The organism is Paenibacillus sp. p3-SID1389 (assembly GCF_025151705.1).
GTDB lineage: Bacteria > Bacillota > Bacilli > Paenibacillales > Paenibacillaceae > Fontibacillus > Fontibacillus phoenicis.
Window position 1 is genome coordinate 15,840 of the sequence record NZ_JALXVO010000015.1, and the last position, 19,932, is coordinate 35,771.

Here is a 19,932-nt window from a genome sequence, read left to right on the forward strand (position 1 = left end):
TTTGGAGATATTATCCGCTGATTTTTTTCAAAGAGCGCTGGCTGGCGGCCTGTTGATCGGATTGACCGCACCCTTGATCGGGATCTTTCTGGTGCTGCGTCGTCTCTCGATGATCGGTGATACGCTGGCCCATGTTACTATCGCCGGGGTGGCTTTAGGTTTCTTGCTTGGGGTCTATCCCGTTGGGGTTGGCCTCGCTTTTGCCGTCGTCGCCTCGTTTGCCATCGAGAAGCTGCGTAAAGCGTATCGAGGCTACGCCGAGCTGTCGATTGCCATTATCATGTCCGGGGGCGTTGCGCTGGCCTCCCTGTTCTTTACGCTGGGGATGGGTTACAATACGGATGTGGTCAGCTATCTGTTTGGCAGCATTTATACGCTGGATACAACAGATTTATATGTAGCTTTTGGCGTCACCCTGGTGGTGGTGATCGTTGTCGTTGCCTTCTTCAAGGAATTTTTCCTGCTAACCTTTGAGGAAGATGCCGCTTCGGTAAGCGGGATTCCGGTGAAGCTGCTGAACCTGCTGCTGACGGTTATGACGGCATTGGTGATCAGCACCGCCATCAAAATCGTTGGCGCCTTGCTCGTTTCGGCGTTGCTGACGATTCCTGCTGGCTGTAGCCTGCTCATCGCCCGAAGCTTTAAAATGTCCGTGGTATTCTCCGTGATCATTGCGGAAATCGCGGTCATAGCCGGATTGATTGTGGCGGGTGTCTGGAATTTGGCTCCGGGCGCGACGATTGTGCTGCTGCTGATCTGCATGCTGATACTTACTTTGCTGGGCAAACGGGGATTCTCTGCCTAGCCCGCAAGGGTACATAGGGGGTACTTATGGCTGACATCCATCTCGGGATTGCCTTCGGCGCGGGGGTCGCTTCCTTTATTTCGCCTTGCTGCCTGCCTTTATATCCGTCTTACCTGTCATATATTACCGGGATGTCCGTGCAGCAATTAAAGACGGAGCAAAGCAAACGGGACGTTCGCTTCCGGACGATGACGCATACGCTGGCGTTTATCCTCGGCTTCTCCGTTGTGTTCTATACGCTGGGTTTCGGCGCCGGTCTGTTTGGTGAATTTTTTAATCAATATCGCGGATTGATCCGGCAATTATCCGCCATTTTGATCATTTGTATGGGTTTGTTTCTCATGGGGATCTTCCAGCCGCAGTTTCTGCTAAAGGAACGGAAAATGAATTTGAAATTCAAGCCGGCCGGATACATCGGTTCGTTTATTTTTGGCATTGGCTTCTCCGCGGGCTGGTCGCCTTGCGTTGGCCCGATTCTGGCGGCGATTATCGCATTAGCCGTAACGGAGCCGGGAACCTGGATTGGACTGATCACCGCCTATACGCTTGGGTTTGCCTTGCCTTTTTTTGTCCTGGCTTTCTTTATCGGTTCGACAAAATGGATTCTCCGCTATTCCGCCATCATGATGAAAATCGGCGGCGCGCTGATGCTGCTGATGGGCGTGCTGCTGTTTACGAACCGTATGGCCCAAATCACGATTTGGCTGCAGCAAATTACGCCTGAATGGTTGAAGTTCTAGGGGAGACGAAGGAAAGTGTGCCGATGTGCACTTGCCAACGGACAATCAGAACATGTATCATTAACAGAGTAATGTTTAACATGCGTACAGGTTTGTCCGCGTCAACTCATGGAAAAGAGGGAATCGATAGATGCCAACGCCCAGTATGGAAGATTATTTGGAGCGTATTTACAAACTGATCGACGAGAAAGGATACGCACGCGTGTCCGATATCGCGGAAGGTTTGGAGGTTCATCCTTCCTCCGTTACGAAGATGATTCAGAAATTGGACAAGGATGAATACTTGATCTACGAGAAATATCGGGGCCTTGTTTTGACCAATAAAGGGAAAAAAATCGGCAAACGGCTCGTAGACCGGCATCAGTTGCTGGAGGAGTTTCTTGGGATGATCGGCGTCGATCACGAGAATATCTATAAAGACGTCGAAGGAATTGAACATCATTTGAGCTGGGATTCCATCACGCGAATTGCGACGCTTGTGGAATATTTCAAACGGGACAGCAACCGGATACGCGACCTGGAAAAGGTCCATCAGGAACTGATCAACGAATCGTAGAAGAAGCATCTGTCTTTCGGTGAAGGCAGATGCTTCTTCTTTTTGTCCTGAAGAGCGCAACTCTTGACCTCCGCGTGACGTTTAAGGAAGTAGCACGGTTCGTCCGTACATAACGATGATGTGGAGGATACTGATGAAATTTCGCAAATGGTTTATTCCTATTCTAGTGTTGCTCTTCCTATGGCCTTATACCGGGAATACGCCGGTGGCCGCAGCCGCAACCGATATTCGGATTATTTTCGACGGTGAGGTGTTGTCCACCGATGCTTCGCCGTACATTAAGCCCGGGGCGAATGTCACCATGGTCCCGCTTCGGGCCATCAGCGAGAACCTGGGAGCCCGGGTAGCCTGGTCCCAAGCCGATAAAACCGCAACGATTCAAAAAGATGGCAGTACCATCGTTCTGACGTTAGGTTCTTCTGCAGTTCAAGTCGGCGGAAGTACGATCAACCTGGAAGCTTCCGTGGAAATTAACTCCGGCCGGACGATGGTGCCGCTGCGCTTTGTCAGCGAGCAACTTGGTATTGCCGTCAATTGGAACGGGCAGACCCGTACGATCACCCTGTTGAGTGGCTCCGGAGCAACTCAGCCGGAACCAGGCGTAGGTGGGGAGGACCCGCAAAGCGATGTGCCTCAGCCGCCGGCAGTTGATACGTCGAACGGGCTGCGCGGTGTTTGGGTATCCACGGTTTCTAATCTCGACTGGCCGAGCAAGAGCTCGTACGGCAAGGTAGAGGCCCAGAAAGCCGAATACGTACAGCTGCTGGACGAAGTGCAGGCGATGGGAATGAACGCAGTGTTCGTTCAGGTGCGCCCGTCAGCGGACGCGATTTATCCGTCGTCCCAGGTGCCGTGGTCCTCTTATTTGACGGGAACCGCCGGCAAGGATCCGGGATACGACCCGCTGCAGTTCCTGATCGAAGAGACGCACCGCCGCGGCATGGAATTCCACGCCTGGTTTAATCCGTTCCGCGCCAGCACAGGCAGCGATGCGAGCAAGCTTCCGGCCAATCATGTCGCAAACCAACATCCGGAATGGATCGTGAAGTTCGACGGCAAGCTGTATATTAATCCGGGGATTCCGGAAGCGCGCGATCACGTCATCAGTGCGATTATGGAAGTCGTGAACGGGTACGATATTGACGGAGTTCATTTGGACGATTATTTCTATCCGACCGGAGAAACGACTTCAAAGAAATTCGCGGATGACGCTACGTTTAAGTCTTATAACTCCAAGAAGATTGCAACGAAAGGCGACTGGCGCCGGGATAATATCAATCAGTTCGTGCAAAAATTAGGCCAACGGATTGAAGCGTCTAAGCCTTATGTTTCTTTTGGCATCAGCCCGTATGGAGTTTGGCGGAACAAGTCAAACGATTTGACCGGCTCCGATACGAAAGCTAGTGTTACGGCGTACGATAGCACTTATGCCGACGTTCGGACGTGGATTAAGAACGAGTGGATTAATTACGTCGCTCCACAACTGTATTGGAGCATGACGCGCAAGGAAGTCCGTTATGACCTGCTGGCCGACTGGTGGGCCCAAGAGGTAAGAGGGACTAACGTGAAGCTGTACATCGGCCATGCGCCGTATAAGCTAGGGACGCCGGAGATCGGCTGGTCCAGCGCACAGGAAATCATCAATCAGCTCGAATACAACCGTCAGATTCCCGAGATCAGCGGCAGCATCTTCTTTAGCGCCAAGGACCTGCGCAAGAACCCGCTGGGACTGATCCCGCTGCTGCAGTCTTATTATGGAGTGCAGCCTTGACAGGATTAGGTGTACACGACACATTCGTCTCTTGACGGATGTGTCTTTTTGTTTAGTCATACGTACAGCCTCTCCCAACATACATAAGCAGTAAGCTGAATGTGGGTTGGGAGGAAGGCGCCGGATGCTGATTAACGGAGTGTTTGAGGGCGGCGGGGTCAAAGGAATTTCGTTGGCTGGTGCGGTCCGGGCAGCAGAAAAGCACGGAGCGCAGTTTCATCGGGTGGCCGGAACCTCATCCGGTTCGATCATCGCTTCGATGATTGCTGCAGGCTACACCGCAGACGAAATGAAAGAACTGATTATGACGACGTCCTTCACGAAATTTCTGAAGAGAGCGCCCCTTTTTAATTTGGCATTGATTGGTCCGGCCCTCCGGGTCCTGCTGAAAAAAGGCTTGTATGCCGGGGAAACGTTGGAGGAGTGGATCCGCCAAATTTTACTTGCGAAGGGCATCCGGACGTTTGGCGACTTGGCGCCGGGGAAGCTGACCATTATCGCCTCGGATATCACCAGCGGTAAAATCATGGTATTGCCGGACGACTTGGAAAAGATCGGCATCGACCCGGCGATGTTTGAGGTCGCCCGGGCGGTTCGCATGAGCTGCAGCATTCCGTATTTCTTTGATCCGGTGCTGCTGCGGTTGCCGCCGAAGCTGGCCAGAGGGAAGCCGTTCACCGAGCAATTTCTGCATATTGTGGATGGCGGCTTGCTCAGCAATTTTCCGCTATGGTTGTTTGATCGGGAAGAGCCGCGGCAAGGCGGGCGTCTCATTCCAACGGTCGGCTTTCAAATGGTCGGCAAAAATACGAATAAACCGCATCGAATCACCGGACCGTTTACGATGCTGCAGGCGATCGTGGAGACGATGTTGTCCGCCCATGATGAACGGTACATCGAGCAATCCAACCGCTATCGTACCGTGAAGATTCCGACGCTGGGCATCGGCACAACGCAATTTGATATCAGCGAGGAAGAAAGCCGGCTGCTGTTTGAATCCGGGTTTCTGGCGGGAGACCGGTTTTTCGCCAATTGGAATCTGCAGCTTTACGAGGAGCAGTTTAAGAAGTACCAACAAGCGAATAGTGCGTTCTAATAAAAGCAAAGGACGGAACCGCAGCGGTTCCGTCCTTTTGCAATTTAATGATATTTAGTCAAATCGTCGTCGTTTTTGCCTTTGTTGCCTTCGATAACTTGAAACGGATAAGTCTTGCGCTTCTCCGTTCGGGTTGGCTTCCGTTCTGCGGCCACTTTGGCCATCGTACGTGCGGAAGGCTTGATTTTGGGCTGCTGTGCCTTCCGGTATTTCCGCGGCGGGTATTTATAAAGCAGGAAGACGATGCCAAAGACAGCCACCGGAACAATGATACTGCTCCACTCGATTTGATGTCTGATAAACAAACCATCAATAATGTAGAACGCGACTAGAAGGACGATGATCCAAAACATGATGCCTTGTTTTCTCATGTTACTCATCCTTTCAAGGGATCCAAAGATGTACCCACCGGCGTCTCAATAACGCCGACCTGTTCCAATTGCGCATCCAGCTCGCGCATGCGGTTAAAGGAAGCGATCGATACTTCGACCATATCGTCGGTCGGTTCCTTTGTTGTCAACAACTGCAGCCAAAGCCCCGGATATCCAAGGAACCGCAGCACCGGAATGTCGCGAACCGCGTTAGTGAACCGCAGCATTTCGAAGGAAAGTCCGATCACAAGCGGGAGCAACAGGATCCGGATGTAGATCCGTTCCCAAACCGTGTCCCAACTGAATATCGGCAGGGAATAAATGATAACGCCAACGATCACCGTTAAGATGATAAAGCTGCTGCCGCACCGGTAATGCAGGCGAGAGTATTTTTGCACATTGGCCGGGGTTAATTCTTCTCCCGCTTCATACGCGGAGATCACTTTATGTTCAGCTCCGTGGTATTGGAACAACCGTTTGATGACAGGGGTCTGGGACATGAGCCACAGATACCCGAGCAGCAGAACGATCTTAATGACACCTTCAATAAGCGAGTGCAGCGTCTGGCTGGCAAAAGCGTGCTGGAACAAGTACTGCTCCAAGAGCGCAGGCACCAATGTAAAAATGAGCTTTCCTACGATAAAGGACAAAATCCCCACGACTGCAACCCCAAGCAGCATGGTGAGAGAAAAGCCGGATTCTTCTTTTTCCTTCTGTTTGGCGCGTTCTTCGGGGTCCATCTCGTCATCGGCCATCGCCTCTGCCGAATAGTTCAGGTGTTTGGAGCCTTTGGCGCTTGCGTCAACGATGCTGACGATGCCGCGGATCAGCGGGATTTTGCGCAGCTTCTTGACCCATTCCTTATCTTCCTTGGGGACTTCCAAGAAGCTGATTTCCCCGTTTTTTCGGCGTACGGCGGTGACATTGACATATTTCCCGCCAAACATAACGCCTTCTATAACGGCTTGGCCGCCGTAAATCGTCGGTGTTGATTGTTCAGGCAAAGCTTTCACCTTCCTAATATATATAAGTTTGGTTTGGCATTAGCGGCAAGACATCAAGATTTGTAATGATTCCATTGTAACGGACTTTGCGGGCAAATTCTAGTTGGATTAGTCGTTTTGGAAATGTGCATACTAATCTTCAAAAAAACGCATGAAAATATTCCTTTGGAAAGGAAGGATGCGAATGAAAGCGGACAAGGAGAAGATGCAAAGCCGGGTTCAACCGTGGCGTCAGCAACGCCGGGAACGCACCAACATCTGGCTGTACTCGCTGGAGATCGGTTTGTTTGCCGGATTAATTTGGGGCGGCGTGAAGGGGGTATTCTTTTATATGAGCTTTACCTCGGTGCTGCCCGGCTATCTGCTGGAGCCGTTCTTCAAAAACTCGTTCTTGCATAGTCAGGCCGGGTATTACTTGGGCTGGCTGTCGTTTATCGGATTATCCATTCTGGCGACGCTGATTTATGTGCTGGCGTTCCGCAAGCTAAAGGGGCCAAGTCCGGGGATTTTATACGGCATCGTATGGTGGGGCATTTTATTTGGGGTGCTGGGTCCGTTGCTCGACCTGATTCCCCCGCTGCGCGAATTGTCGCGGACGACGATCATTAGCGAGTTTTGTTTGTATTTGCTGTGGGGACTGTTCATCGGTTATACCACGGCCGAGGAATACACGGACGAGCGCGCACGTGAACCCCAAAAAGCCCGCGAGCAGGCACTTTCTATGGAGGGCGGATCAAAAAGTTAAAGCTTCTCAAGCGACTCCTTCCTATGTTAAAATTGTTTTTGGTTATTTTTCGGAAAGGGGGAGCCGCCATGTACCGCATCTTGGTGATGAACGGACCGAATTTAAACATGCTTGGCGTGCGCGAGCCCGGCGTCTATGGTTCCGAGAAACTGGTTGATATCGAAGACAATCTGAAGGAACTGGCTGCGCCAAACGGGCTGGAGTTATCCTTCTTTCAGTCCAACCACGAGGGCGAGCTGATCGACCGGATTCATGCCGCCTACGGAAATACGGATGGAATTCTGTTGAATCCAGGTGCACTCACGCATTATAGTTATGCGCTTCGGGATGCCTTGACTTCTGTGAATATCCCCGTGATTGAAGTCCATTTGTCCAATATCCACGCCCGTGAGGCGTTCCGACACCATTCGGTCATCGCGCCGATCGCTGTCGGTCAAATCTCTGGATTCGGATCCTACGGATATGAAATGGGACTACTGGCCTTAAAACGCCACTTGGAGCGGGCAAAATAAACGGAGAGATCATAAAGAAGGTTACTACCTCTATAATAAGGGAGAGTTGGTTATGGCGAGTACACGTGTAGCCCGGCTCCGCGAGGCGATGACATCGCAGCAAATCGAAGCCGTACTCATCACCGGAGAAGTGAACCGCTGCTATTTGACGGGATTTACGGGAAGTTCCGGCTATGTCCTGATTACCCATCAGAAGGCCTGGTTGCTCACAGACTTCCGCTATTTAACCCAAGCTGCGGAACAGGCGCCCGGGTTCGAAATTGTGGATCACGGGGCTTCGGTTACCGGAACCATTCAAAGCTTGCTAAAGCAAGAGGGTATTGAACGGCTTGGTTTTGAAGAAGATCAGTTGGTGTATGCCACCTACCGGACGTATGAAAGCGAGCTGAAGCCGGTGAAGCTGGTTCCGCTCAGCGGGTTGGTCGAAGAACTGCGGATCTTCAAGGATGCCGAAGAATTGGCTATCCTGAAGGAAGCGGCTGAGTTGGCGGACCGGACCTTCTTGCATATGCTCGACGTTCTGAAGCCGGGAATGAGTGAGTGGGATGCCGCTCTGGAACTGGAAACGTTCATGAAGAAGAACGGCGCCACCGGTCCTTCGTTTGATACGATTATGGCTTCGGGAGAACGCTCCGCATTACCGCACGGGAGAGCCAGCGAACGCATTATGCAGGCGAACGAACTGGTCACGATGGATTTCGGCGCTTTGTATAAGGGGTATTGCTCTGATATTACGCGGACGGTAGCCTTGGGAACGCCAAGCGCCAAGCTGCGTGAAATTTACGATATCGTCCTGGAAGCCCAGCTGCATACGCTGGAATTCCTTCGTCCAGGGATGACCGGACGGGAAGCTGATGCTTTGGCGCGCGACGTGATTACCCGTTACGGCTACGGCGAACAGTTCGGACACAGCACCGGACACGGCCTCGGAATGGAAGTGCATGAGGCACCGCGCGTCTCCAAAGCGAGCGACACGGTGCTAAAACCGGGGATGGTCGTTACCGTTGAACCGGGGATCTATTTGCCGGGAATCGGCGGCGTCCGCATCGAGGACGATGTCGTCATCACGGAAACCGGAATCCGCCGGTTGACGGAATCGACGAAGGATTTTATTTCTCTAGGCTAAAATAGGGTTGCCGCCGGTCTTTCAGAAAGGCCGGATGCCCGGCTGTAGTAAGTGGTTTCGCAAGGACTCCAATCGTGGGGGAACAGCAGCTTACGTGAACAGCTTGAATTTTGGGTATTTTTCAATTTTAATATAGGTGTTAACCCACTTGAGGAGGTACTTTTGTGATTTCAGTAAACGATTTTAAAACAGGCTTGACCGTCGAGGTGGACGGCGACATTTATACGGTGCTGGAGTTCCAACACGTAAAACCGGGTAAAGGCGCAGCGTTCGTCCGCTCCAAGCTGAAAAATCTGCGGAACGGCAACATTGTAGAGAAAACGTTCCGTGCCGGCGAAACGATCAGCCGGGCTATGATTGAAAACCGCGACGTGTCATATCTGTATGCCAGCGGCCAAGAGCATACGTTCATGGATAATGAAACCTACGATCAATTTACGTTGACGTCGGATCAACTGAAATGGGAACTGAATTTCCTGAAAGAAAATATGAACGTAAAAATCGTCAGCTACCAAGGCGAAATTATCGGGATCAACCTGCCGAACAGCGTCGAGCTGAAGGTAATTGAAACGGAACCCGGAATCAAAGGGAACACGGCTACCGGCGCAACCAAAAACGCCAAGGTCGAAACCGGCTTGAACGTTCAAGTACCGCTCTTCATTAATGAAGGCGACGTACTCTTGATCGATACACGCGATGGTAAATATATTTCGCGGGCTTAATCTCTCAGTAGTCAAGGCTCCGCTCCAGGCGGAGTCTTGTACCAACGGGCATCCTCCACCTACCTGGGTGGAGGAATTTTTGTTAATATCGGCAAAACCATTGACGAACTTCGGGTCTTTCGTATTATACTGGTTTAAAGCGTTACTGGATTCAATGGGTTGAACGCTCCGACTTGGAGCACCATTAGGGAGGGTCTGACTTGGCTTTATACGTGATGAAATTTGGAGGCAGTTCCGTAGGCGATACGGAGCGCATACAACGCGTCGCCCGGCGTGTTGTGAACAAACAGCAGGAAGGGCATCAGGTGATGGTGGTCGTCTCCGCGATGGGCGATACGACGGACGATTTGATCGATCAGGCGAAGCTGATCAATCCAGACCCACCTTTGCGGGAAATGGATATGCTGATGACGACCGGCGAGCAAATCTCGATCGCGTTGATGGCGATGGCTATCGATGCGCTGGGCGCCAAGGCCGTTTCTTATACCGGTTGGCAAGCGGGCTTCCGCACGGAGGCGGAGCATGGCAAAGCACGCATTACCGATATTAAGCCGGAGCGGGTGCTCAAGTCGTTGGAAGAGGGATATATCGTTATCGTTGCCGGCTTCCAGGGCTTGACTGAGGACGGGGAGATTACGACGTTCGGGCGCGGCGGTTCGGATACGACGGCCGTTGCCTTGGCTGCGGCGACAAAGGCGGATTATTGCGAGATTTATACCGATGTGGACGGCGTGTATTCTACCGACCCGCGGATCGTAAAGAATGCCCGCAAACTGAACGAAATCTCATACGACGAGATGCTTGAGCTCGCGAACTTAGGCGCGGCGGTCCTGCATCCCCGTGCGGTGGAATATGCGAAGCACAATAATGTACGGCTCGTCGTCCGCTCCAGCTTTAACAATCATGAAGGTACGGTCGTGAAGGAGGAAGTCAATATGGAACAAGGTGTGGTAGTCAGCGGGATCGCGTATGATAAGAACGTGGCCCGAATCAGCATATTGGGCGTATCGCACGTGCCCGGCGTACTGGCGAAGGTGTTTGGCTCTCTGGCTGAGGCCAAGATCGACGTGGACATCATCGTCCAAAGCGGCGTAACGGATGGTAAAGCGGATTTCTCCTTTACAGTAGCTCTGTCCGATTGCGACAAGGCGGTGAAGGTGTTGGAAGGGATCCGTAACGAGCTGCCTTACGAGAAGGTCACCTCTCAGGAAGGGCTTGTGAAGGTTTCGATCGTAGGCGCAGGGATGGTCAGCCATCCGGGCGTTGCGGCACAAATGTTTGAAGTGATCTCCAAGCAAGGCGTCAATATCGAGATGGTCAGCACCTCCGAAATTAAGGTGTCCTGCGTGATTGAAGGAAGCAAGCTGAACGATGTCGTGAAGGCCTTGCATACGGCATATGGTCTGGATGCGGAGACCACCGCATTTGTTGGCGGTCCGCAGGAGCGGCGTTAATCCGCATAACAAGCAACTTAAGAACGGGAAAAAAGGAATCCCTCGAAGCGAATTGCTTCGGGGGATTTTTTTTTAATAAATAGAGATTTTCAGGCATATCGTTAAGAGAACAGATGGGACAAGAAGGAGGTATATATGCTTGATAAATTCGTGACAAGCATGGCGGCCTTGCGAATTTTTTCGGGTACGATCGAAATTCTAGCAGCGCTGCTTATGCTGAAGCTGGGCAGGGTAGATAAGGCGCTGGCCGTAAATTCGGCGTTGGCGTTCGTCGGCCCGACCATTCTGCTTGTCACCACGTCCATTGGACTTGTCGGGATGGCCGACAAATTGTCGTGGGGAAAGATGGCATGGATCGGGTGCGGGGTGACTTGTCTCTTAATCGGCATTTTGAAGAAATGATAGAGTTCCCTAGCATATTGATCAAGTACAAGCATACACATGTGATATAGCAAAAAACAATCCAAATAAGAGAAAGCAAACCAGGCGGTATGGACATGCATGAAAGTAAGAGTTTTGGGGGTACGCCTATGAACCCGAGTTGGTTGACCGTATTTCCCGACAATCTCCGGGACTTGCTGCTGAAGCTTCCGCCTTCTATCTTTCCGGCTTTGGAAGAAATCCGCATACGCGAGGAACGACCGCTGGAGATTAATACGGGCGGCCGCTACTATTTTCTAACGCCGGACGGGGAGATGACGCGGAATCCGGACGCCGCTTACAAACCGGGCAAGCAGGACGGCAAACGGCTGCTTGACCTGATCACCAATCATTCGCTGTATACGATGGAGGAAGAGCTCCGCAAAGGGTTTATCACGATCGCCGGCGGCCATCGTATCGGACTAGCCGGGAGAACCTTGCTCAGCGGAGGAAGGGTGGAGCACTTGCGGGACATCAGCGGGTTTAACGTGCGGATTGCCCGAGAAATTAGAGGCATTGCCGATCCGATCCTGCCGAGGCTGCTCGATTTCAGGCACAAAACGGTGTATCACACCTTAATCCTGTCTCCTCCCCAGCAAGGAAAAACGACGCTGATTCGCGATTTAGCGCGCCAGATTAGCAGCGGAACCTGGGGGCATCCCGAGGCCTCCTGGCCGGGGCTAAAGGTTGCGGTCATCGACGAGCGCTCCGAAATCGCCGGCAGCAAGCGGGGAGTGCCCGGCTTTGACATGGGTCCGCGAACCGATGTGATGGACGGCTGCCCGAAGGCAGAAGGAATCATGATGATGATTCGCTCCATGTCGCCAGATGTCATCATCGTCGATGAAATCGGTCGACCGGAGGATGCCGAGGCTTTGGCTGAAGCGCTGCACGCCGGCGTCCGGGTCATCGCCACGGCGCATGGTTCAAGCGTGGACGATTTGGCTGCGCGCCCGGCATTGTCCCGGCTGGCGGAAAGCTCCTTCTTCCAAATGTATGCGGTGATCGCGCGGACGGATAAGGGACTTGCCTTTAAGCTGTGGGACGGCAAACGCCGCGGCATCCCGGCGGCCGCCCCCGGATGGAGAGGCAGGGAAGAGCATGCTTAAGATGTTTGGAGCTGCACTCGTCCTGCTGACTGCCACCATGGCAGGCTGGCTGCAAGCCAGGCAATTCGCGGCACGGCCAAGCCAAATCCGGAGGCTGATCCTCGCATTAAAGCGGCTCGAGACGGAGATCATGTACGGCTTTACACCGCTTCCGGACGCCCTCCGAAGAATCGGCGAGCAAAGCGGCGAGCCGATCCGAGCGATCTTCGTTCGTGCGGCGGACCATATGAGTTCCGCTCACCCGCTAACCGCCCAGGAGAGTCTGGAACAAGCCGTAACGAAGCTGTGGAGCTATACCGCGATGAAGGCGCCCGAGCAAGAGGTCATAAGGCAGCTTAGCTTAACGCTCGGGACAAGCGACCGGAAGGATCAACTCGGTCATATCGCCACAGCCGTACGGCAGCTGGAGAGCGAGGAATCCGCAGCACGGGAAGAACAGGCCCGCTATGAGAAAATGTATCGAAGCTTGGGGCTTTTGTGCGGAGCGTTCATCGTCATTTTGTTCTACTGAATACCATTTCCCTCCACGGCTGATTGACGCCTGTGAAATCGTTAGTGAGGTGCCAAATCAATGAACATAGAAGTGAACGCCATCTTTCAGATTGCAGGCATCGGTATCATCATTGCCATGATCCATACGGTATTGAAGCAGATGGGCAAAGAGGACATGGCGCATTGGGTGACGCTGATCGGGTTTGTGGTCGTCCTGTTCATGGTCATCCGGTTGCTTGACAGTCTGTTTCAGGAAATCAAATCAATCTTTTTATTCCAGTAGGTGAGCGCTCCGTGGAAATTATCCAAGTTGTAGGGCTCGGGCTCATCGCAACCGTGCTGGTTCTGGTCGTCAAGGAACAAAAGCCGATGTTTGCTTTCCTGATTGCCGCAAGCACGGGCGTTCTGATCTTCCTGTACCTGATCGGAAAAATCGGCGGGATCATCGAGGTGCTGGAGGATCTGGCCAACAAGTCCGGCGTCCAGATGATCTATCTGAAGACGATCCTGAAAATTATCGGGATCGCCTACATCGCCGAGTTTGGAGCACAGATTGTCCGGGATGCCGGTCAGGAGAGCATCGCCAGCAAAATCGAAATGGCGGGCAAAGTGCTCATCATGGTGCTTGCCATTCCGATTATCAGCATTATTATCGAAACGGTCATCAAGCTGCTGCCGGCTTAGCAGGCGCATTGCATCAGATTGGGGAGAAAGACTTATGCCAGCAACGATTGAACGATGGCGCGCTTCTACGCTGCTCTTGATCGTCTTAGGGGTCTTGCTGTTTGGGTACATGCCCGTCATCGCCTCCGCCGAAGGGGAAGGGGACAACTGGATCCAACGCCAAGCCAAGGAGCTTCCCACCGATCAGGTCGAAACGTATTGGCAGCAGCTGATGAAGGAGTACGGCGGGTTTTTCCCGGATCAGAAGCTTCCTTCCTTTATGGATATGCTTCTGCAGCAGGACCAGAGCTTTAGTCTGAAGGCGGGGCTAAGCGGCCTGATGCGATATATGTGGCACGAGGTGCTGTATAACGGACACATCTTAGTGACCATCGTGCTGCTCTCCATATTCAGTATGATTCTGGAAACCTTGCAGACCGCATTCGAGCGCAAGCAGGTCAGTAAAGTTGCCTACTCCATCTGCTATATGGTGATTTTGGTGCTTGCAATCAACAGCTTTCATGTGGCGATCACCTATGCGACGAATGCGATTAGCGGAATGATCGACTTTATGATGGCGATGGTGCCGCTGCTGTTCACGCTGCTGGCTTCCTTAGGCAATGCGGTAACGGTAACGGTGACCCACCCTTTGGTTGTATTTATGGTCCATGCGGTGGGGACGGCGGTGCATACGGTCATATTCCCGCTATTGTTCTTCTCGGCGGTGCTGCACATCGTTAGCTCGTTGTCCGACAAGTATAAGCTCACCCAGCTGGCCAATTTACTGCGTACCGTGAGCATGGCTTTGCTTGGGATCCTGCTCACCGTCTTTCTCGGCGTCATCTCGGTCAAAGGGATCGCCGGATCCGTGGCGGACGGGGTCACCCTGCGAGCGGCCAAATATCTGACCGGTAACTTCGTCCCGGTTGTCGGCAAAGTGTTCGCCGATGCAACGGACACGGTCATCTCCGCTTCCCTGCTCGTCAAGAATTCGATCGGTCTGGTCGGGGTGATCATTCTGCTGTTTCTGTGCGCCTTTCCGGCGATCAAGATCATTACGCTGGCACTAATCTTCAACTTGGCTGCGGCGGTGATGCAGCCGCTTGGCGATTCGCCGGTCATCGCATGCCTGGAGACGATCGGCAAGAGCATGTTGTATGTCTTCGCAGCGCTGGCCGCGGTGGGCATGATGTTCTTCCTGGCGATAACGATCATGCTGACCGCCGGGAACATCACCGTGATGATGAGGTGAGACGTCCTAAAGGGGCCCAAACGAATTACAAGGGGTGGTGATCATGCGTGGACTGGCTGGCGGAGTGGCTGAGAGAAATCATCTTCATCGTGTTAATCGCCGTGTTTATCGATTTGCTGCTGCCCAACCGCGCGATGGAGCGTTACGTCAGATTCGTGGTCAGCCTGCTGATCCTGCTAACGTTGATATCCCCAGTCATGCGTTTCTTCTCAGCCGATGCCAAAGACCAGCTGGAGGCAGCATTCTCGACGAGCTGGGACGGACTAGAGAGTCATTCCCAGGTTCAAAGCACGGAAGCGATCCTACAGCAGGGCGAGAAGCTGAGGGAAAAGCAGGAGTCCGAAGCGTTGGCCTGGGCAGGCGAGGAGGCGGCAAGGCAAATGAAGCAACAAATCGAGCGCTCGACAGGACGGCAAGTTGAACGGGTAACCGTCAAGCTGAAAACCAAACCCGCGGAAAAATCCGAAGCCGGCGGAATCCGTCCGCTGGCCGCAGAGCCGGTTATTTCCTCGGTAGAGGTCGTCATGGCGCAGGTGAAGTCGGAAGAGCAAACAGCAAAAGCCGATGCAGCCGGAAGAGGGCCGGAGGTATCGATCGCACCGGTAGAAAAAATAAAAATCAGCGTAAACACAAGCAATTCCGGCAAGACCGGGGACGCTGAGGAGGAATCCGAAGCGCAGAGCCAAGCGGCGATGGCCAGTTCCCCTGAAGAGTCGTTGGACGGGAACCCTTCAGGGGAAGATGGCAAAATCGGCGGCACGTCCGCAGGCGATGCCGAGCCGGCGGCAGACCGGCTGGTCTCGCAAATCGAAGAGCTGCTCCAGGAGAACTGGGGCGTTGATCGAGAGGCAATCACGGTCCTTAGGGCCGAGCATCTAAATGATTAACACGCCGGGAGGTGAAGAAAGTGCCGGGATGGCTGAAGAAACTGGAGCAATGGCTAGGCAAGGGTACGGATGGCAAAAAAACCGCAAGTACGTTTCGTTGGCTGTTGATCCTCGGGTTGGTTGGGATCGCCATCATGTTGTTTAACTCCTTCGTTAACGTGAAGCAGCTGGATAACAACGGCGAAGGGAGCCGCGAACCGCCGATGATGCAGGACCTTTCCGGATCGACCGGATCTGCGGGCGTCACGGGCGACGATGAATTCAGCAGCATCGAAACGGCGCTCGAAGGCAAAACCAAGGAGATTTTGGAGAAAATCGTGGGCGTCGGTGCGGTGGATGTGCTGGTCACCATCGATTCGACCGAGGAAATCGTGGTCCAACGAAACATCAAAGATTCGCAGGAGCTAACGGAAGAAAGCGATGCGGGTGGGGGAAAACGCCATATCACCCAATATACCCGTGACGGACAGATCGTCACCTACGAGGCTTCCGGCAGCGAGCAGCCGATCGTCACCAAGAAGATCAAGCCTAAGGTTCGTGGCGTGCTGGTCGTCGCCCGGGGAGCTGAGAACAAAACGGTGAAAAGCTTGATCGTCGATGCGGTTGAGAAGGGCTTAAACGTACCGGCTTACCGGATCTCCGTCGTCCCGCGCAAGCAATCTCAATAAGGAAGCAATCAAAATTTAAGGAAACGTTTCGTTCGAATACATTTTTGAGGAGGAAATCCAATATGAAATCCAAAAGACAAACGATTTGGCTGGTTTCCATGCTGAGCTTGATGGTGATTTTATCCGCTTACTACTTATTTACGGAAGAAGGACCGCAACCTGCGACAACCGCTGACGGACAACAGGTGACTGCGACAAATAACGGCATGAATGGAAGCACAGACGGCGATGATGTCATCCTTTCGGAAGTGACAACGGACGGCAGTGAAAACAGCAGCACAATCACGGACGATACAGCGATTGACGATCAAACCGAGCAATCCGCCGAAGAGGGCAAGAGCGAAAATACGGATGTGGCCAAAGACGGCGATACCGCAACCTCCACGGATACGCAAACGGCCGATGCTGGCAAGGCGTCGGAAGATACCGCAGCTGCGGACAACGGCCAGAAGGAAGCCACAACGGATGAAGATGTGCTGAGTCAGCTGGAAGCTCAAGGCGTCTCTTCTTCGGACACGCTGAACGCTTACCAATTCGCTCGTGCACAGGATAACGTGAAGAAGCAAGAAGAGCTGATGAAAACGATCAACGAAAACGAATCCCTTGAAGAAGCTGCAATGGCTCAACAAGAATTAAGCGCTTTGGAAGAGAAAGAAGCGAAAATCTATGACATCGAAGAAAGATTGAAACAGCAATATGCCAATGCCGTCGTACAAGAAGCGGACGACAAATATAAAGTCGTGGTGATCAGCGAGAAGATGGAAGCGAAAGAAGCCGTCAGCATCATGGACCTCGTGATCAAGGAACTGGGCGTATCCCAGGATAAAGTCAGCGTGCAATACGTAAAACAATAAGGTTATAGCACAGTCGAATAGCAACCGAGGAGGGAAGGGTCCGAGGCAACTTGGACTCTTTCCATTTTGATCGATTATGATATAATACATAAAGTTATGAGCCGAGAAGGCTTATGGTTGAAGGCCAAGGCTTTTCCTACAAAGCTGAAGGAGAGAGTGAAGATATGTTTAAGCTGAGTGAAATTAAAGAATTGATCGAGCTGCTGGACCAAACGTCCGTGCATGAACTAGAAATCGAAAATGAAGGCGCTCGCTTGTCCATTCGCAAGAACGGCGCGAGTGAAGTTGTTCACGTGCAGCCGCAGGTTGTTGCCGCTGTACCGCAAAATGTCCAAGCTGCCGCATCGGCTCCGGCTCCGCAAGAAACGGTATCGGCTCCTCAAGCGACAGACTCGGCCCCATCGGCTGCACCTGCTGCGAACTTACATACCATTGTTTCGCCGATGGTCGGGACGTTTTATCGTGCCTCGTCGCCGGAAGCTCAGCCTTACGTAAATATCGGCGACAAAGTCGGCGAGAAGACGACGGTCTGCATCATTGAAGCGATGAAGCTGATGAACGAGCTGGAGGCGGAAGTGAAAGGCGAAATCATCGACATCCTGGTGGAGAACGGGCAGATGGTCGAATACGGTCAGCCTCTCTTTTTGGTGAAGCCGGAGTAAACCAAGGAATACGCCCTTAACGCATCACGCATGTTGCAGCTTCAAGGGCCGTTACCCTAGCTTTCCAAAGGAGGATACGAGTATCTCATGAAATTTCATAAAATATTGATTGCTAACCGCGGCGAGATTGCTGTGCGGATCATTCGTGCTTGCCGTGAACTCGGGATTTCTACCGTAGCGGTCTATTCCGAAGCGGACAAGGATTCGCTGCACGTCCGTTTGGCCGACGAAGCTTATTGCATCGGACCTACGCCGTCCAAGGACAGCTATTTGAATCTGACCAATTTGATGAGTGTAGCGACGTTGACGGAGTGCGACGCGATTCATCCAGGGTATGGGTTCCTGGCCGAAAATGCCGACTTCGCGGAAATCTGCGGCTCCTGCAATATTACGTTTATCGGCCCTTCCCCGGAAGCGATTACCCGCATGGGGGACAAGGCGATGGCGAAGCAAACGATGAAAGAGGCCAACGTGCCCGTCATTCCGGGCTCGGACGGATTGATTGAGGACCTCGAAGAAGCCGTGATGGTTGCTCGGGACATCGGTTATCCGGTCATCATCAAAGCGACCGCCGGCGGCGGAGGCAAAGGGATTCGGATTGCCGAGGACGAGGAATCGCTGATTAAGCAAATTACAACGGCGCAGCAAGAAGCGCAAAAAGCGTTTGGGAACGCCGGTGTCTATCTCGAAAAATACTTGACCGGCATGAAGCATGTGGAGATCCAAATCATCGCCGACAAACACGGTAACGCTGTATACTTGGGTGAACGCGATTGCTCAGTTCAGCGCCGTCGGCAGAAGCTGCTCGAGGAAGCGCCATGCCCGGTGCTCTCGCCAGAGAAGCGGCAAGAGATGGGAGAAGCGGCGGTTCGGGCCGCGCTGGCGGTGAACTACTCCGGTGCGGGAACGCTGGAGTTCCTACTGGGTCCGGACGGACAGTTTTATTTCATGGAAATGAACACGCGGATTCAGGTTGAGCATCCGGTTACCGAGATGGTCACCGGCGTTGATTTGATTCAAGAGATGATCTCTGTGGCCGAAGGTAATCCGCTATCCTTCACCCAAGAGGACATTAAGCTGAACGGTTGGTCGATCGAATGCCGGATTAATGCGGAGGATCCTACCCGCAACTTTATGCCGTCTCCGGGGAAAATCGGTTTCTATCTGCCTCCGGGCGGACCGGGTGTTCGCGTCGACAGCGGAGCTTATCCAGGGTACATGATCTCGCCCCATTACGATTCGATGATCGCGAAACTGATCGTTTGGGGACCGACACGGGAGGAAGCGATCGCGAAGATGAAACGGGCATTGTCCGAATTCGTCATCGAAGGAATTCATACCACGATTCCTTTCCATCAGAAGCTGCTGGAGCATCCGACCTTTATTAAAGGTGACTTTGATATCAAATTTTTGGAAGAAAACGAGATATAGAAAGCCGCCTCGCGTTTGTCATAATGAACCCAAAATGATATAGTATGTATAATAAGTGCGCGGTATCTATCGTTAGAGCAGCGTCATACTTATTGAGAGGTGGATGAATAGAATGAGCACATTGCCAACGGAATTCGAACGTACGGATATTGGTGAAATTCAAATTGCCCCCGAAGTCATCGAAGTGATTGCTGGACTGGCTACCGTCGAGGTGAAGGGGGTTGCCGGAATGAGCGGTGGATTTGCCGGCGGGATCGCCGAACTATTGGGAAGAAAGAACCTTTCCAAGGGTGTGAAGGTGGAAGTCGGTCAACGTGAAGCTGCGGTGGACGTATCCGTTATCGTCGAATACGGCAACCGTCTCCCGGAAGTCGCCTCGGAAATCCAGCGTAATGTGAAACGCTCCATCGAAAACATGACGGGACTGAATGTCGTTGAAGTGAACGTACATATTCACGACGTCATTTTCAAAGCAGCCGAACGTGTGGAAGAAGTGGAAGCGACCCATCGCGTGAAATAACGATTTGTCATGAACCCCTTGACCGCTTCCTTGGTCAGGGGTTTACTGTAATTTTCAGCTGAGACAAGCTGA

Annotated in this window: 24 protein-coding genes; 22 read left to right on the top strand and 2 right to left on the bottom strand. The window is 52.6% G+C overall.

What is annotated here, in order from left to right:
- Position 1: 1 nt before the first annotated feature.
- The 5 genes from M3G15_RS08375 (at position 2) to M3G15_RS08395 (ending at position 4,968) form a co-directional block, all read left to right on the top strand.
- Entirely contained in the window at positions 2–805 is an 804-nt protein-coding gene (locus M3G15_RS08375) for a metal ABC transporter permease (protein WP_260070613.1), read from the top strand.
- Positions 806–831: 26 nt separating this feature from the next.
- The gene (locus M3G15_RS08380; RefSeq protein ID WP_009225760.1) at positions 832–1,545 is read left to right on the top strand and encodes a cytochrome c biogenesis CcdA family protein; all 714 of its coding nucleotides are present in this window, start codon (positions 832–834) and stop codon (positions 1,543–1,545) included.
- A gap of 130 nt (positions 1,546–1,675) precedes the next feature.
- Positions 1,676–2,101, top strand: a complete 426-nt coding sequence (gene mntR / locus M3G15_RS08385) for a transcriptional regulator MntR (RefSeq protein WP_009225761.1) — start codon at positions 1,676–1,678, stop codon at positions 2,099–2,101.
- Between the two features lie 133 nt (positions 2,102–2,234).
- A complete protein-coding gene (locus M3G15_RS08390) occupies positions 2,235–3,872 on the top strand; it encodes a family 10 glycosylhydrolase (protein ID WP_260070614.1) in 1,638 nt (545 codons plus the stop codon).
- A gap of 124 nt (positions 3,873–3,996) precedes the next feature.
- The gene (locus M3G15_RS08395; protein WP_260070615.1) at positions 3,997–4,968 is read left to right on the top strand and encodes a patatin-like phospholipase family protein; all 972 of its coding nucleotides are present in this window, start codon (positions 3,997–3,999) and stop codon (positions 4,966–4,968) included.
- Positions 4,969–5,012: 44 nt separating this feature from the next.
- Here the strand turns inward: M3G15_RS08395 and M3G15_RS08400 are convergent, their stop codons facing one another.
- Both M3G15_RS08400 and M3G15_RS08405 read right to left on the bottom strand, forming a co-directional pair.
- A complete protein-coding gene (locus tag M3G15_RS08400) occupies positions 5,013–5,339 on the bottom strand; it encodes a hypothetical protein (RefSeq protein WP_036645769.1) in 327 nt (108 codons plus the stop codon).
- A 5-nt stretch (positions 5,340–5,344) separates the two neighbouring features.
- On the bottom strand, positions 5,345–6,343 hold the full coding sequence (locus tag M3G15_RS08405; protein WP_009225766.1) for a DUF1385 domain-containing protein: 999 nt from the start codon (positions 6,341–6,343) through the stop codon (positions 5,345–5,347).
- A gap of 184 nt (positions 6,344–6,527) precedes the next feature.
- Between M3G15_RS08405 and M3G15_RS08410 the strand changes: the two genes are divergently transcribed.
- The 17 genes from M3G15_RS08410 (at position 6,528) to M3G15_RS08490 (ending at position 19,860) form a co-directional block, all read left to right on the top strand.
- Entirely contained in the window at positions 6,528–7,088 is a 561-nt protein-coding gene (locus M3G15_RS08410; protein WP_009225767.1) for a YqhR family membrane protein, read from the top strand.
- Between the two features lie 68 nt (positions 7,089–7,156).
- Positions 7,157–7,600, top strand: a complete 444-nt coding sequence (aroQ, locus tag M3G15_RS08415; protein ID WP_036645771.1) for a type II 3-dehydroquinate dehydratase — start codon at positions 7,157–7,159, stop codon at positions 7,598–7,600.
- A 52-nt stretch (positions 7,601–7,652) separates the two neighbouring features.
- Positions 7,653–8,726: a M24 family metallopeptidase gene (locus M3G15_RS08420; RefSeq protein ID WP_036645773.1), complete on the top strand. Its 1,074-nt coding sequence runs from the start codon at positions 7,653–7,655 to the stop codon at positions 8,724–8,726.
- A gap of 164 nt (positions 8,727–8,890) precedes the next feature.
- Positions 8,891–9,448 carry an elongation factor P gene (gene efp / locus M3G15_RS08425; RefSeq protein WP_260070616.1) on the top strand — a complete coding sequence of 186 codons (558 nt, stop codon included), beginning with the start codon at positions 8,891–8,893 and terminating at the stop codon, positions 9,446–9,448.
- Positions 9,449–9,648: 200 nt separating this feature from the next.
- Complete coding sequence (locus tag M3G15_RS08430) at positions 9,649–10,902, top strand: aspartate kinase (RefSeq protein WP_260070617.1); 1,254 nt, start codon at positions 9,649–9,651, stop codon at positions 10,900–10,902.
- A 135-nt stretch (positions 10,903–11,037) separates the two neighbouring features.
- Positions 11,038–11,304 carry a YqhV family protein gene (locus M3G15_RS08435; protein ID WP_260070618.1) on the top strand — a complete coding sequence of 89 codons (267 nt, stop codon included), beginning with the start codon at positions 11,038–11,040 and terminating at the stop codon, positions 11,302–11,304.
- Between the two features lie 128 nt (positions 11,305–11,432).
- Positions 11,433–12,431, top strand: coding sequence for a stage III sporulation protein AA (spoIIIAA, locus tag M3G15_RS08440; RefSeq protein WP_036645775.1), 999 nt, complete (start codon positions 11,433–11,435; stop codon positions 12,429–12,431).
- Entirely contained in the window at positions 12,424–12,942 is a 519-nt protein-coding gene (spoIIIAB, locus tag M3G15_RS08445) for a stage III sporulation protein SpoIIIAB (RefSeq protein WP_009225774.1), read from the top strand. Before spoIIIAA ends, spoIIIAB begins: the two co-directional genes overlap by 8 nt.
- Positions 12,943–13,002: 60 nt before the next feature.
- Positions 13,003–13,206 (top strand): stage III sporulation protein AC, encoded by a 204-nt coding sequence (gene spoIIIAC, locus M3G15_RS08450; protein ID WP_009225775.1) that lies wholly within the window; start codon positions 13,003–13,005, stop codon positions 13,204–13,206.
- Positions 13,207–13,217: 11 nt separating this feature from the next.
- Positions 13,218–13,607 carry a stage III sporulation protein AD gene (gene spoIIIAD, locus M3G15_RS08455; RefSeq protein ID WP_009225776.1) on the top strand — a complete coding sequence of 130 codons (390 nt, stop codon included), beginning with the start codon at positions 13,218–13,220 and terminating at the stop codon, positions 13,605–13,607.
- Between the two features lie 34 nt (positions 13,608–13,641).
- Positions 13,642–14,838: a stage III sporulation protein AE gene (spoIIIAE, locus tag M3G15_RS08460; protein ID WP_009225777.1), complete on the top strand. Its 1,197-nt coding sequence runs from the start codon at positions 13,642–13,644 to the stop codon at positions 14,836–14,838.
- Between the two features lie 47 nt (positions 14,839–14,885).
- On the top strand, positions 14,886–15,725 hold the full coding sequence (gene spoIIIAF / locus M3G15_RS08465; protein WP_009225778.1) for a stage III sporulation protein AF: 840 nt from the start codon (positions 14,886–14,888) through the stop codon (positions 15,723–15,725).
- Positions 15,726–15,745: 20 nt separating this feature from the next.
- Positions 15,746–16,393: a stage III sporulation protein AG gene (gene spoIIIAG, locus M3G15_RS08470; RefSeq protein WP_009225779.1), complete on the top strand. Its 648-nt coding sequence runs from the start codon at positions 15,746–15,748 to the stop codon at positions 16,391–16,393.
- A 62-nt stretch (positions 16,394–16,455) separates the two neighbouring features.
- Entirely contained in the window at positions 16,456–17,247 is a 792-nt protein-coding gene (locus tag M3G15_RS08475; RefSeq protein ID WP_009225780.1) for a SpoIIIAH-like family protein, read from the top strand.
- Between the two features lie 164 nt (positions 17,248–17,411).
- Positions 17,412–17,909, top strand: a complete 498-nt coding sequence (gene accB, locus M3G15_RS08480) for an acetyl-CoA carboxylase biotin carboxyl carrier protein (protein ID WP_016311706.1) — start codon at positions 17,412–17,414, stop codon at positions 17,907–17,909.
- A gap of 87 nt (positions 17,910–17,996) precedes the next feature.
- Positions 17,997–19,340: an acetyl-CoA carboxylase biotin carboxylase subunit gene (gene accC / locus M3G15_RS08485; protein WP_009225782.1), complete on the top strand. Its 1,344-nt coding sequence runs from the start codon at positions 17,997–17,999 to the stop codon at positions 19,338–19,340.
- 112 nt (positions 19,341–19,452) lie between these two features.
- Complete coding sequence (locus M3G15_RS08490) at positions 19,453–19,860, top strand: Asp23/Gls24 family envelope stress response protein (RefSeq protein ID WP_009225783.1); 408 nt, start codon at positions 19,453–19,455, stop codon at positions 19,858–19,860.
- Positions 19,861–19,932: the final 72 nt, after the last annotated feature.

Coding starts and splice junctions, on each gene's coding strand:
- M3G15_RS08380 (WP_009225760.1), top strand. CDS start 832: ATGGCTGACATCCATCTCGGGATTGCCTTCGGCGCGGGGGTCGCTTCC.
- mntR (WP_009225761.1), top strand. CDS start 1,676: ATGCCAACGCCCAGTATGGAAGATTATTTGGAGCGTATTTACAAACTG.
- M3G15_RS08390 (WP_260070614.1), top strand. CDS start 2,235: ATGAAATTTCGCAAATGGTTTATTCCTATTCTAGTGTTGCTCTTCCTA.
- M3G15_RS08395 (WP_260070615.1), top strand. CDS start 3,997: ATGCTGATTAACGGAGTGTTTGAGGGCGGCGGGGTCAAAGGAATTTCG.
- M3G15_RS08400 (WP_036645769.1), bottom strand. CDS start 5,339: ATGAGAAAACAAGGCATCATGTTTTGGATCATCGTCCTTCTAGTCGCG.
- M3G15_RS08410 (WP_009225767.1), top strand. CDS start 6,528: ATGAAAGCGGACAAGGAGAAGATGCAAAGCCGGGTTCAACCGTGGCGT.
- aroQ (WP_036645771.1), top strand. CDS start 7,157: ATGTACCGCATCTTGGTGATGAACGGACCGAATTTAAACATGCTTGGC.
- M3G15_RS08420 (WP_036645773.1), top strand. CDS start 7,653: ATGGCGAGTACACGTGTAGCCCGGCTCCGCGAGGCGATGACATCGCAG.
- M3G15_RS08435 (WP_260070618.1), top strand. CDS start 11,038: ATGCTTGATAAATTCGTGACAAGCATGGCGGCCTTGCGAATTTTTTCG.
- spoIIIAA (WP_036645775.1), top strand. CDS start 11,433: ATGAACCCGAGTTGGTTGACCGTATTTCCCGACAATCTCCGGGACTTG.
- spoIIIAB (WP_009225774.1), top strand. CDS start 12,424: ATGCTTAAGATGTTTGGAGCTGCACTCGTCCTGCTGACTGCCACCATG.
- spoIIIAC (WP_009225775.1), top strand. CDS start 13,003: ATGAACATAGAAGTGAACGCCATCTTTCAGATTGCAGGCATCGGTATC.
- spoIIIAE (WP_009225777.1), top strand. CDS start 13,642: ATGCCAGCAACGATTGAACGATGGCGCGCTTCTACGCTGCTCTTGATC.
- M3G15_RS08475 (WP_009225780.1), top strand. CDS start 16,456: ATGAAATCCAAAAGACAAACGATTTGGCTGGTTTCCATGCTGAGCTTG.
- accB (WP_016311706.1), top strand. CDS start 17,412: ATGTTTAAGCTGAGTGAAATTAAAGAATTGATCGAGCTGCTGGACCAA.
- accC (WP_009225782.1), top strand. CDS start 17,997: ATGAAATTTCATAAAATATTGATTGCTAACCGCGGCGAGATTGCTGTG.
- M3G15_RS08490 (WP_009225783.1), top strand. CDS start 19,453: ATGAGCACATTGCCAACGGAATTCGAACGTACGGATATTGGTGAAATT.